10 protein-coding genes are annotated in these 12,395 nt (G+C 42.0%); 4 read left to right on the top strand and 6 right to left on the bottom strand.

Annotated elements, in window-relative coordinates; all coding sequences use genetic code 11:
- Nucleotides 1–52 precede the first annotated feature (52 nt).
- Nucleotides 53–487 (bottom strand): VanZ family protein, encoded by a 435-nt coding sequence (locus B1s21122_RS01595; protein ID WP_095680957.1) that lies wholly within the window; start codon nucleotides 485–487, stop codon nucleotides 53–55.
- Between the two features lie 16 nt (nucleotides 488–503).
- On the opposite strand from B1s21122_RS01595, the gene B1s21122_RS01590 reads away from it, so the two are divergent.
- The 3 genes from B1s21122_RS01590 to B1s21122_RS01580 are packed head-to-tail and all read left to right on the top strand — an operon-like array spanning nucleotide 504 to nucleotide 5,920.
- Nucleotides 504–1,361, top strand: coding sequence for an arsenate reductase/protein-tyrosine-phosphatase family protein (locus B1s21122_RS01590; RefSeq protein WP_095680958.1), 858 nt, complete (start codon nucleotides 504–506; stop codon nucleotides 1,359–1,361).
- Nucleotides 1,355–2,788 carry a DUF4012 domain-containing protein gene (locus tag B1s21122_RS01585; protein ID WP_095680959.1) on the top strand — a complete coding sequence of 478 codons (1,434 nt, stop codon included), beginning with the start codon at nucleotides 1,355–1,357 and terminating at the stop codon, nucleotides 2,786–2,788. Before B1s21122_RS01590 ends, B1s21122_RS01585 begins: the two co-directional genes overlap by 7 nt.
- 27 nt (nucleotides 2,789–2,815) lie before the next feature.
- Nucleotides 2,816–5,920: a coiled-coil domain-containing protein gene (locus tag B1s21122_RS01580; protein ID WP_150131925.1), complete on the top strand. Its 3,105-nt coding sequence runs from the start codon at nucleotides 2,816–2,818 to the stop codon at nucleotides 5,918–5,920.
- Nucleotides 5,921–5,953: 33 nt separating this feature from the next.
- On the opposite strand, the gene B1s21122_RS01575 is transcribed toward B1s21122_RS01580, so the two are convergent.
- Genes B1s21122_RS01575 through prpB form a run of 3 tightly spaced genes read right to left on the bottom strand, consistent with a single transcriptional unit; the run spans nucleotide 5,954 to nucleotide 9,429 of the window.
- Nucleotides 5,954–7,408: a bifunctional 2-methylcitrate dehydratase/aconitate hydratase gene (locus B1s21122_RS01575; RefSeq protein WP_095680961.1), complete on the bottom strand. Its 1,455-nt coding sequence runs from the start codon at nucleotides 7,406–7,408 to the stop codon at nucleotides 5,954–5,956.
- 4 nt (nucleotides 7,409–7,412) lie between these two features.
- Entirely contained in the window at nucleotides 7,413–8,552 is a 1,140-nt protein-coding gene (prpC, locus tag B1s21122_RS01570; protein WP_095680962.1) for a bifunctional 2-methylcitrate synthase/citrate synthase, read from the bottom strand.
- A 7-nt stretch (nucleotides 8,553–8,559) separates the two neighbouring features.
- Nucleotides 8,560–9,429, bottom strand: a complete 870-nt coding sequence (gene prpB / locus B1s21122_RS01565) for a methylisocitrate lyase (protein WP_095681252.1) — start codon at nucleotides 9,427–9,429, stop codon at nucleotides 8,560–8,562.
- Between the two features lie 100 nt (nucleotides 9,430–9,529).
- On the opposite strand from prpB, the gene B1s21122_RS01560 reads away from it, so the two are divergent.
- Entirely contained in the window at nucleotides 9,530–10,882 is a 1,353-nt protein-coding gene (locus tag B1s21122_RS01560) for an NAD(P)/FAD-dependent oxidoreductase (protein WP_095680963.1), read from the top strand.
- A gap of 20 nt (nucleotides 10,883–10,902) precedes the next feature.
- On the opposite strand, the gene B1s21122_RS01555 is transcribed toward B1s21122_RS01560, so the two are convergent.
- Together B1s21122_RS01555 and B1s21122_RS01550 are read right to left on the bottom strand one after the other, a co-directional pair.
- Complete coding sequence (locus tag B1s21122_RS01555) at nucleotides 10,903–11,616, bottom strand: ABC transporter ATP-binding protein (RefSeq protein ID WP_095680964.1); 714 nt, start codon at nucleotides 11,614–11,616, stop codon at nucleotides 10,903–10,905.
- Nucleotides 11,613–12,392 (bottom strand): ABC transporter ATP-binding protein, encoded by a 780-nt coding sequence (locus tag B1s21122_RS01550; protein ID WP_095680965.1) that lies wholly within the window; start codon nucleotides 12,390–12,392, stop codon nucleotides 11,613–11,615. The genes B1s21122_RS01555 and B1s21122_RS01550 overlap by 4 nt, the downstream gene beginning before the upstream one ends.
- Between the last annotated feature and the right edge of the window lie 3 nt (nucleotides 12,393–12,395).

The following is a 12,395-nucleotide window of genomic DNA, read 5'->3' as shown; positions in this document are numbered from 1 at the left end:
AAGCGTATTGGCCTGCGTAGAAAGGGGCCTCATCAAATTGACCCCAAAATGGCTAACGAGGCTGCTTTGGTAGTAATAACCGAACTAGAAAAATGCCCAAAAGCACGCTTGCGGAGTTGGCCAAAAAGTCCACTGGATCACTAACTCGGCCTGGGATAAATAGCTGGGAAAGCTCAATTGTCAGGGAGAGAAATACTCCAAGTAAGAAAAGTTTTATCAATTTTACTTGTGGAAATACCAACTTAGCTAAGTAAACAAAGGGTGTGAGCATAAAGAGATTTCCAATTGCAACCAGATGAGTATCTGCGTAAAGAATCTTATAAAAAAAATTTGCATGTGTTTGTAAATACTCAGCAATTGCTGATGGACTACCAGATTCAAGGATTGGTCTTGGGAAAAATGTGAATGTAAGTAGCGCAATTAGGTAAATTATCAATACGATCGCGAAGAGATCTCGCTTTCGGATGTTTTTGTCTTTGACTCCCACGCAGTAACCTTATGCCATGCGTATTGTGACTGTCTGCCGAATGAATCAGGCTCGATCCCCTTTCGCCCAAGCAGTCTTAGAAGCAAACTTTCCAGATGATCAAATCACCTCAACTGGCGTAAGTGCGCACTTAGGAACACCAATACTGGACTCAGTTATAGCAATTGCTAAATCTTGGGGTGTTCCAATAACAAAGTTAAGTTCAACTGCCAAAGAGGATGATCTATCTGCAATCTTGACAGCTGATTTAGTAATAACTGCCGATAATGAGCAAGGTGAAATCATTCGCACTCTTGGCTACCTTGGAGATTTGCGAAGTTATGAAGAGATAATCTCTGATAAGGATTTTATTCCAGTTGATCCAGAAGGACTTTCTACCGATGCGATGGCAAGAGAGCTAGGCAAGGTTGGGGCGTTAACACTGCGGGCAGTAATTGATAAGAAGGGCTTTGCTCATACCCACAAAATCCATGCTGTAATTCCACATGGTGTAACTGATTTATCAATGGCCTTAACAAACGCCCAATTTGAAAGAACAACACTTGGAGCAACTTTGATCGATGCCGACTTACGTGCCCCCTTATCTGATGAGATAGAGGAGCTTTCTTTAGAGAGAGTTTTCTTTGATATCGATCATTTATCTACAAGCGGTTTTCCACCAACTACATCTAATCAAATATTGACTCATATTAGAGAGGTAGATTTTCCAGAAAAATTCTTCATCTCACCCACTTGGCGAAACGCGTTAGCTGCTCATGCCAATCAAATTCCAATTGTGATTGTTACCGCACCGCGCCATTCACGCGCCAGACGTCTTCCTGACTCATACTTAGCCTCTTATATGGCTGATGAATTTGGAGTGATCTCTTGTTAAAGGTTAAGTACTTATGGGCACTTCTTACTCTGCCTCTAATTTGGCTCCTACTCTTATTAGCGGTTTCAATACCTGCAGTTGGCCATGCCAGAGGTTATATAAAAGTTGTTAAGAGTGATTACTCAGAACAGAGCGCGATTACTTCAGCAGATTCGTTGAACTCAGATATAAATAGAGTCTTTTCAATTATTGATCTACCAATTTCAAAACAGATTAGCTCACTATTTGGCTTGAATTTTTCTAATATTAAAAATGAGATCACCGCAGCAGTCTCTACTGGGCCAATACTTGCCGGAACTGATAAGCCAAAGCGATACTTAATCGCATTTCAAAATAGCGCAGAAGCGCGTGGTACCGGTGGGATCTTGGGGGCTTATGCAATTGTGGAGTTTAAAAAAGGTTCACTAAAAGTAATTGCGACTGGATCAAATGAGCCTTTGTATGGATCATCTCTTGAAAAGATTCCAATAGATATGCCCGATGAGTATAAAAGGCTTTATGGTGAGAATCCCGCCATCTTACAAAACTCCAATCTTTCTCCACACTTTCCTTATGGTGCCGAAATTTGGCTTGCACTGTGGAAAAAAGAGTTTGGTCAATCACTTAATGGCGTAATTGCAATTGACCCAACAGCTTTAAGTTATATTCTGCGATCTACTGGTCCAATTACCTTAAATTCTGGTGAGAAAATAACCTCAGAGAATTTGGTAGCGGGCACCTTAAAGGATGCTTACAAGAGATTTGAAAAGGATAACAAGGCCCGTAAACAGTATCTAGTAGATATCATGAATGCCACAGTCAAACTTTTGAACTCTGGTGAGTACTCAAAGTTAAAGATGGCCCAAGCAATCCGTGACGGAATTGTTGCTAATAGGATTTTGTTTTATTCAACTGATGAGAGCGCTCAGAAAAAGCTCAGCGAAACACGGCTCGGTGGATTTATGTCGCTTGAGGGAAATAACGAATTTCGGACTGTGATTCAAAATATTGATGCCGGCAAACTTGATTACTACCTAGATCGCTCAGTTGAAATTGAGAGTAAATCTTGCGAAAAGGATAGGCAGACTCAGGTTCGTATTAGAGTGACAAATACTTTAAAGACTGGGGTTGGGCTATCACCCTATGTATTAACTCGGGCTGATAAAGGAAAACCTGCCTCATTAGTAACAGGTGCCCACCGATTTAAAGTTTTCATTTACGGTCCTACGAATGCCCGTCTTATCAGCGTATCGCGGGAAAACCGAACAGCAGATTTAGGTGGTGCGTCGGTAGAACGCAAAAGACCTATTTATGTAGCAGATGTTGACCTAGCACCAGGTGCTAGTGAAGAACTGCTGGCTAATTTCAGTGGCGGAGTCGGTAAGATTTCCTTTGTTGATCAACCTCTTGTGCTAGAAACCAAACTTTCGATCAAAGACAAATGTTAAAAAAGGCAGTCATGAATGGTGGAATCTGTGAAGCGTAAATATCTGGCAGTCATTGCCACTGTTGTGCTTTCACTTCCCTTTTCCCAACTTCCCGTTACAACTGCTAACGCTGCTATTTGCCAAGGTGAAGCTGCATACCCACCAGATCTTCCAGATTGTTTAAGTCCAGTAGTTGCAGCCGAGCAAGCTGCTGCTGCGCAAGCTGCAGCAGAACGTGAAGCTACAGCTGCTGCTGCTAGAGCTGCCCAAGATGCTGCTGCTGCAAGAGCTGCGGCAGAGGCTGCAGCACAACGTGAAGCTGCGGCGGCTGCTGCTGTTAAAGCTGCGGCGGATAAAGCTGCGGCGGACGCACTTGCTGAAAAAATTAGACAAGGAAATTTAGCAGCCGCTGCAGCTGAAGCTGCTGCTTCTGCTGCGGAGGCAAGAAGAGTTGCCGATTTGGCTGCAACTGCCAAACGTTTAGCCGATGCAGAATTAACCAGAAAAATTGAAGAGCAGGCCGCAGCACAGCGAGCAATTGTTGCTGCGCAAGCAGCACTTGCAGCAGCACAGGAGCGAATTGCTCGCGAAATTGAAGAGGCTAGAGCTGAGTCTGAAAGGCAAAGAGTTATTGCAGTTGAGAAAAAAAGATTAGCCGATGCAGCTGCAGCAGCCTTTGCGGCAGAGAGAATTGCTCTAGATCGGGCAATTGCAGAAAAGGAAGCATTAAGAATTGCCAAAGAGGCTGAAGCAAGGGCAAGTGCAAGTGCAACTACAAATGCATTAGATGCTTACTTGGCTGCCGGTGGATCTGTCTCACTTAGAATGGCAGATTCACTAATAGGCACACAATCTGTGACTATTAAGAAAAGTGAATTACTCACTGAATTCTTACCTCAAAGTAATCTAAAAATTCAAAGTAACACTACGCCAGTATTTGTAACTGCAGATGAATTAGCTTCACTTCGCGCTGCATACCTTGCCGCAAAGGTAATCTCTGATCGAGATAGTGCTGCAGCTGCAGAAGCCCGTGAAGCCAAGAGATTAGCTGATGTTGCATTGGCTGAAAAGAAAGCTATCGCAGATGCTGCTCAAGCACTTTTCATTGCCGCCGCTCAAGCTAGAACAGCTGCAGATAATGCCGCTGCTGCAGCAGCTGCAGAACGCACCCGTTTAGAAAATGCGATTAAGGCCAAAGAAGCGCTTGCTTTAACTGCAGCAGCTGAAAAAGCAGCAGCTGAAGCTGACCTTGCTCGTAAGGCTGCGGCCGAAACTGTGGCAAGTAACTCTGCTGCATCAATGGAAAGTGCCTCATCAACCTTGGCAAGCATTACTTCCGACAGTGGTAACTCTGCAAGCTTGGCGAGCCAAGCACTTGCAGCATTCCAAAATGTGGCAGCTGCATCTAGTACTGCGTCTAACACTGCTGCAGCTTCAGCTGCTGCTGCAGATCTCGCATCAACGACAGCTGCTGCTGCAGTTAGAGCAAGAGAAGAAGCAGCCGCTGCAGCAGCCCTTGCTGCTCGCACCTCTTCTGGATCTTCAAATAACGCACCGAGTGCAAGCGTTACCTCCGCAGAAGCAAGAGCCGCACAAGAGGCCGCAAATCGTGCACGAGAATTAGAAATACAAGCACAAGAGGCTGCCCGATTAGCGGCGGAAGCAAAAGCTGCTGAAGAAAAAGCAGCAGCTGAAAAAATAGCAGCAGAGGAAGCGGCGGCAAGAGCAAAAGCTGCAGCAGATCGCGCAGCAGCAGAGGCAATCGCAAAAGAGGAAGCAAAGCGAAAAGCTGCTCGAAATCAAATTGCAAAAGATAAGTCCACAGTTAAAAAACTGGTTGAAAAGATTAAGGACACAGCAGAAAAAACTGATAAGAGTTTAAACACATCATCTAAAAGCATAAATTCAGCATATGAATCAGCAATCTCTGAAGCAGCCAAATCAAACAAAGCACTTGCTGCATTAAAGAAGGAAGAAAACATAGCTCTTGCTGATTTAAACCTTGCTAAAAATGAGTTATTGGCTCTAGGAAAGAGCTTAAAGGTTGCTGCTGATAATCAGAAGGAAGCGATTACAGCCTTTGGAAATGCGCAATACAGGGTTGTTCAACTTGAAAATGAGATTGAATCTACTAAAACTCAATTAACTAAAATTGAAAGTGAAATAAAAGGACTAGAAGTAAACTACAAAGAGTTAACTACAAAATATGATTCACTAAACAAGGTTGCTCAATCCGCAATCAGCGCAGCAGAGGCTAGTAAGAAAAATGCAGAGATGGCTTATAAAGCCTTACTACAAGCCACCAATTCAAATAATCTAGTTGCAAAAGATATAGAGCTTGAGTTGAATTCTAACCAAGAAGACTTGATCCCTGATTCAAATGCAACCTCTGCCCTAAATAAAATTAAAGAGGCCTATCAAAATGCGCAAAATCAAGCCAATAAAGATAAGGTGCTAGCTGATCGAGCCACTAAAGATGCCGCTGCAGCACGTGAAGCACTCCTTAAGGCAAAACAAGTATTTCAGAGCAAACAAGATGAGCGCAATTCTCTCAAAGCTAAATTAGAAAACCTGACGTCAAAATTGGCCTCAGCCAAAACTGAATTAAAGTCAGCAAGTGCTGCAAAAGTTAAAGCAGTTGATTCATTTACCAAAGCGGCAAATAAACTTGCTGGGGTCACTGACAGGTTTAGAGAGAAAGAGCTAGCGTATGATTCAGCAAAATCTAATACTAAGTTTGAGTATGAGAATGCTTCTTCAAGAAATAATCAGGTTCTAGCACTTAAGAAGTTATCGGACTGGAGTAAAACATCAGTTGCTGCTGCAAAAGATGCGATTAATGCAATTGATGAAGAGGTAAGAAATTTAGAAAATAGCCAAGCACTAGATCTGTTAAATTCAGATATTAAGATTGGATTTATCTCAACCTCCATCCCAGTATTTATCTTTACAGTTACAGCCGTTGCAGCAATTTATGCTTACTTGGCTAGAAGGAAACGTAGATCTAAGTTCGATCTCGCATCTGATGAAGTTTTGGCAAAGATTCGTGGGCAGCAAGCAGCAACTGCAATCAAGGCAAAGAGTGTCAAAGTAGGTAAGGCAAAAAGTGTAGTCGCCAAGAAAAAACCTAAAACTGCCAAGGGTAAAAAATAGAGAAACTATTAAATAGGTACTAAGGAATTAGATCTATTTCTTAGTGAAAAGATCCATAACCGCATCAACTCGAGCAGCAGATAATTTCTCGTAATTAAGAGTCAGCTCTTCAATCTTTGCCTTTTGGGATGCATCAAAAATACGTGCAAGATTTGTTTGATACTTCTCTTTCAGAAGTGGAATTCCTTCTTCGCGTCTGCGCTTATGGCCCACCGGATACTCAACTACAACCTCATCAAGCACTGTTCCATCACTTAAAGTAATTGTCATTGCATTGGCAATAGATCGCTTTTTTGGATCATGATAATCAGCTGAAAAGCTTTTATCTTCTGTGCAATTAATCTTGGCACGAAGTGCATCAATTCTTGGATCTGATGCAACATCATCTTCATAATCACGAGCAGTTAATCTGCCAAAGATCAATGGAATTGCCACCATATATTGAATGGTGTGATCACGATCTGCTGGATTTTTTAGCTCACCTTTTTTATCAATAATTCGAATACATGCTTCATGAGTTCTTATTGAAACGCTGGCAATATCATCTGATGTTTTTCCAAGGGATGCTAACTTTTTATTTAAAATCATCGCTGCCTCAACTGCGGTTTGGGCGTGAAACTCTGCAGGGTATGAAATCTTAAATAAAATATTCTCCATCACATACTCTGTGTAGGGGCGCTGAAATACACATTTATTCCCTCTAAAGGATGAATCATAAAAGCCCCAAGTTTTTGCACTTAGCGCTGTTGGATAACCCATCTCACCTGCTCTAGCAATTAATGCAAGACGAACTGCGCGGGATGTGGCATCCCCTGCCGCCCAAGATTTTCTAGATCCAGCATTTGGAAAGTGGCGATAAGTTCTAAGTGATTGACCATCCACCCAAGCAAGTGAGAGTGCAGCAAGTATTTGATCCCTACTTAATCCCATCATCTGCGCAACAACTGCAGTTGAGGCCACCTTCACCAAGACCACATGATCAATACCAACCTTATTAAATGAGTTTTCAAGTGCAATACAGCCCTGTATTTCATGGGCTTTAATCATTGCGGTAAACAAGTCACGCATTGTGAAATCACTCTTTGTAGCAAACTTTGGATTACGGTTTAGCCAATCAGCAACTGCAAGAATTGCCCCTAAATTATCTGACGGGTGTCCCCACTCAGCAGCTAGCCAGGTGTCGTTGTAATCAAGCCATCTGATTGCTGCTCCGATGTTAAAGGCAGCTGTTACCGGGTCTAATTGAAAAGAGGTTCCTGGGACCCTTGCACCATTTTCAATCTTTAATCCTTCAACTACAGGTCCAAGTAATTTGGTGCAGGCTTCATATTCAAGTGCTTCTAATCCGCAACCAATTGTGTCGATAAAACAATGCCAAGCGGTCTCATATGCAAGTGGGGATTTAATCTCATAATTTAAAACATAATCTGCGATATCTATGATCTCTTGATCATAGGGAGTATTAGATTTTGTGAAGTTTGAACTCATCTACTCACCCACGCTTTTCAATTGGGACAAATGCTCGGTTTGCTTCACCTGTGTAATTAGCAGCTGGTCTAATTATCTTATTATCTATTCGCTGCTCGATCACATGACCACTCCACCCCGTTAGGCGAGCAAAGATAAAGATTGGCGTAAAGAAGTTAATTGGAATACCCATCTGGTGGTAGGCAACAGCTGAAAACCAATCAAGATTGGCAAACATCTTCTTCTCACTCATCATCACAGATTCAATTCGCTGCGCTACATCAAATAACTTTAAGTCATTATTTTCAGTAGAGATTGATTTAGCAATAGCTTTAATTATTGGATTTCTTGGATCTGAGATTGTGTAGACCGGATGACCAAAGCCAATAACAACCTCTTTGATAGCTAATCTTTTCTTGATATCACTCTCTGCCTCATCAGCTGATTTGTAACGTTGTTGAATTTCAAGAGCGACCTCATTAGCACCACCATGTTTTGGTCCTCGTAATGCTCCGATGGCACCTGTTATGGATGAGTAAATATCTGATCCAGTACCTGCAATAACTCGGGCGGTAAAGGTTGAGGCATTGAACTCATGCTCTGCATACAAGATTAAAGATGCTTGCATTGCCTTTACCCAAGATTGCTTTGGCTTTTCTTGTAAGAACAATTGCAAGAAGTGCTCTGCAACCCCTTCAGCATCAGTACTTAGCGTGATCTTTTTGCCAAAGTGGGAGAAGTGATACCAGTACAAAAGAGCAGAAGGTGAGGCTGCAATTAACCGATTTGCAGCAAGCAGAGCGCTTTGTGCGTCATGTTTTTCATCCTCTGGATAAAAGCTTGCCATGGCTGATGTGGCAGTTCTAACCACATCCATTGGGTGGGCGCTTTTAGGAAGGTTTTCTAGAATGGTCTTAACTTCATTTGGCAGATCACGCAGCTTTGATAACTGCGCCTTGTAATCTGCTAATTGCGTCTTTGTAGGTAAAGATCCATAAAGAATTAGGTAGGCAACCTCTTCAAACTCACAATTTTGAGCTAGATCATTTATCTCATACCCACGGTAGTGAAGATCATTCCCTGATTGTCCAACTGTTGAAAGTTGGGTATCTCCTGCAACAACTCCTGAGAGTGCAACTGATTTTTTTACTCTAACCTCACTCATTAGTTAACTATTTGTTGAATCTATCTAAGGATTTTTCATACTCATAGTAATTAATACTCTTATATAACTCATCCCTTGTCTGCATCTTATCGATTAAATCTTTTTGGGTGCCATTAGCTTTAATACTTTGATAAACCTCAAGGGCTGCCTTATTCATCGCTCTAAAGGCAGATAGTGGATAAAGCGCCATTGAAACCTTGGCTTCTTTTAACTCTTTGGTTGTAAACATTGGGGTTAAACCAAACTCAGTGATATTTGCAAGGATTGGCACATTAACCTCATCAGCAAATCTTTGATAGATCTTTAAATCATCTACTGCTTCAACAAATAACATTTGCGCCCCAGCCTTCACATAAGCCTTTGCGCGATCAAGGGCAGTGTCCACTCCCTCAGCAGCGAGGGCGTCAGTTCTTGCCATAATCACAAAGGAGTTATCACCTTTGGCAGATACTGCTGCGCTAATTCGATCAACCATCTCCTGCTTTGAAACTAACTCTTTATTTGGCCGATGCCCACATCTTTTAGCGCCAACTTGATCTTCAATATGAGCAGCTGCTGCTCCTGCTGCAATTAGTGAGGTAATAGTTCTTGCGATATTAAAGGCAGATGGACCAAAACCAGTATCAATATCTACTAAAAGTGGAAGCTTAGTTACATTAACAATTCTTCTAACATCAGTTAATACATCCTCTAATTCTGTAATACCAAGATCTGGCACACCCAAAGAACCAGCTGCAACCCCACCACCAGATAGATAGATTGCTTTATATCCTGATTGTTCAGCGAGCAGTGCGTGGTTGGCATTTATAACACCAACGATCTGCAATGGGGCTTCCTCTTTTAGTGCTTTTTTAAATAGATCCCCTGCTTGCATCATCACATCTCTTAATCTATCACTTGGCTCAAAAAAACTATATTTCGCTCTTATTTTCAACCTTAGTAATTGACATTTGCCACATCTTCGATAACTTAACATCATGCATGCAGTGGTAATTGGCGCAGGTGTCATTGGCTCATCCCTTGCATTACAACTAAAACGACTTGGCCATGATGTGACGGTGGTGGAGCGAAACTCAGCTGCTGGCATGGGTTCAACTAGTGCGTCAAGTGCGGTAGTTAGATTTAATTACTCAACCTTTGACGCAGTTGCACTCTCTTGGGAGTCCTATTTTCTTTGGAAAGAATTTAAAGAGTTAATTGATGGCACAAACTCATATTCAAGTAATCCATTAAGTAACTCCCAAGATCACTACGCGCATTTAGAAGATCGTGGTTATGTGATGCTTGATGTGCCAGTTCTATCTAATGATAAAACTATGGCCCTCTTTGATCGGGCCGGTATTCCATATGAGATCTGGGATTCAAATACTTTAAAGAAACGAATGGTTGGCATTGATGCTGGCAGGTATTGGCCAAACAAACCAGTTAAATCAGATGAGTTCTTCAATGAGGCGACGGAGGAGCTAGGCGCCATATTTTCTAAACATGGCGGCTATGTCTCTGATCCTCTCCTTGCTGCGCAAAACTTTGCAGCCGCAGCAAAGCGTGAAGGAGTAAATTTTAAATTTAGAAAAGTTGTAGTTGGTATTGAAAAAAAGGATGGCAGAGTGAGTGGGGTTCGGTTAGGTGATTTTGATTCCCAAAGTAAGAAGGTGCTTGATACTGGTAGTGAAGTAATTAATGCTGATGTAGTTGTTAATGTGGCAGGGCCTTGGTCGACTTTGATAAATCAAATGGCAGGTGCTGGTAGTGATTTCACCATGGAGTTAAAACCATTACGTGCTGAGGTGCATCAAATATCAACACCAAAGGATATTTTGCCCGGTCCCATCATGGGAGATTTAGATCTTGGCACCTATGTAAGAAGTGGCCCTGGTGGAATTACCTTAGTTGGTGGCACAGAGCCTGAGTGTGATGTTTTAGAGTGGGTTGAGCCAGACAAAGTTGATGAAGTAAACATGACAAGAACTGTTGAAGTTTTTGAATCTCAAACATATCGATTTGCTAGAAGATTTCCAGCAGCTCAAATTCCTTCTACTCCAGTTGGTGTGGTTGGTGTTTATGATGTCTCATCTGATTGGACGCCAATCTATGACAAGACTGATGTGCCAGGGTTCTATGTGGCAATTGGAACGAGCGGTAATCAATTTAAAAACGCACCGGGCGCGGGCTTAATCATGGCCCACTTAATAAATCAGGTTGAAAAGGGTGCTGATCATGATAATCAGGCAGTGGTTTATCAATGCACAAAGAGTAAAAGCGCGATTAATTTAGGTACATTTTCTAGAAAGCGCGCCAGGAATTTAACTAGCGGAACGGTAATGGGTTAAAGCAGGGTAAGAAAAAAGCCTTAGTGACCTAAATAAGCCTTTGTTACCTTGTCATCAGCGCTTAGCTCTTTAGCACTGCCACTCATCTTTACTTTGCCAGATTCAAGAACATAAGCACGATCTGCAACCTCAAGAGCTGCGGTAGCGTTTTGTTCAATTAGCAAGATAGTAATTCCTTGCTTTCGAATCTTCACAATAGTGTCAAAAATTAATTCCACTAATACTGGCGCAAGACCCATTGATGGCTCATCTAGTAGTAACAGCTTTGGATCACCCATTAATGCCCGGCTTACGGCGAGCATCTGTTGCTCACCACCTGACATAGTTCCAGCAGTTTGCTTAATACGCTCTTTCAAACGTGGGAATAGATCTAAAACGCGCTCCATGTCAGCATTAACTGCTGACTTATCATTTCTAAGGAATGCGCCAAGCTCAAGATTTTCCTTAACTGTCATACGAGGGAAAATTCTTCGACCTTCTGGTGAATGACAAATTCCCAGGCTAACAATGTCATGACCTGGCATGCCATCAATTCGCTTGCCATTAAATGTAATCTCACCAGATTTAGGTTTGATTAATCCTGAGATGGTGCGAAGTGTGGTTGATTTACCAGCACCATTTGAACCAATTAAGGTAACAATCTCACCCTCATTAACAGTTACAGAGATATCTTTAACTGCAATGATTTTGCCGTAGGCAACTTGAATATTTTTAACCTCTAACATGGCACTCATTTTCTAGCTCCCTTAGGCTTACCAAGATATGCCTCAATAACTCGAGGGTTATTTTTAATCTCATCCGGGGATCCTTCAGCGATCTTCTCACCTTGATCTAGCACGGTGATTCGTTGTGAAAGCGCCATAACTACCTTCATGTCATGTTCAATTAACATAACTGCGATATCACGCTCTGAAACTAATTTGTTGATGAAATCAATAAACACCTGTGACTCCTGGGCATTCATTCCAGCAGTTGGCTCATCAAGTAGTAACACCTTTGGATTTAGAGCAAGTGCTCTTGCAACCTCAAGACGGCGTTGATCACCGTAGGAAAGATTTCTTGCAAACTCATGTGTCCACTTACCAACACCTGCGAAATCTAGGATCTCCTGTGCTTTTGCCTCTGCTTCGCGCTCCTCTTTGCGTTGCTTAGGAGTTCTAAGAATTGTTGAGGTAATACCAGCCTTTAAGTGTGAGTGCATTGCAACAAGTAAGTTCTCTTGCGCAGTCATCAAACCAAATAGGCGAATATTTTGGAAGGTTCGAGCAATACCAATCTCTGCAATCTTATGTGGTGGCAGATCTGTAATCTCTTTTCCACCATAAACAATCTTTCCTGCTGATGGCTTATAAAGACCAGTTAAGACGTTAAAGAAGGTTGTCTTACCAGCACCATTTGGACCAATTAAAGAAACAATAGATTTGTTTGGAATATTAAAGGTTACATTGTTGACCGCTAGTAATCCACCAAATTGAACTGAGATATTTTGTGCTTCTAATACATTAGCCATGGG

The sequence above is a fragment of the Candidatus Nanopelagicus limnes genome (assembly GCF_002287885.2).
Taxonomy (GTDB): domain Bacteria; phylum Actinomycetota; class Actinomycetes; order Nanopelagicales; family Nanopelagicaceae; genus Nanopelagicus; species Nanopelagicus limnae.
Note: the sequence above shows the minus strand (reverse complement) of the source record. Positions and strands in the feature narration are given on the sequence as shown.

What these genes read in the sequence shown, in the direction of transcription:
- B1s21122_RS01590 (WP_095680958.1), top strand. Translation starts at nt 504, where the DNA reads ATGCGTATTGTGACTGTCTGCCGAATGAATCAGGCTCGATCCCCTTTC.
- B1s21122_RS01575 (WP_095680961.1), bottom strand. Translation starts at nt 7,408, where the DNA reads ATGAGTTCAAACTTCACAAAATCTAATACTCCCTATGATCAAGAGATC.
- prpC (WP_095680962.1), bottom strand. Translation starts at nt 8,552, where the DNA reads ATGAGTGAGGTTAGAGTAAAAAAATCAGTTGCACTCTCAGGAGTTGTT.
- prpB (WP_095681252.1), bottom strand. Translation starts at nt 9,429, where the DNA reads ATGATGCAAGCAGGGGATCTATTTAAAAAAGCACTAAAAGAGGAAGCC.
- B1s21122_RS01560 (WP_095680963.1), top strand. Translation starts at nt 9,530, where the DNA reads ATGCATGCAGTGGTAATTGGCGCAGGTGTCATTGGCTCATCCCTTGCA.
- B1s21122_RS01555 (WP_095680964.1), bottom strand. Translation starts at nt 11,616, where the DNA reads ATGAGTGCCATGTTAGAGGTTAAAAATATTCAAGTTGCCTACGGCAAA.
- B1s21122_RS01550 (WP_095680965.1), bottom strand. Translation starts at nt 12,392, where the DNA reads ATGGCTAATGTATTAGAAGCACAAAATATCTCAGTTCAATTTGGTGGA.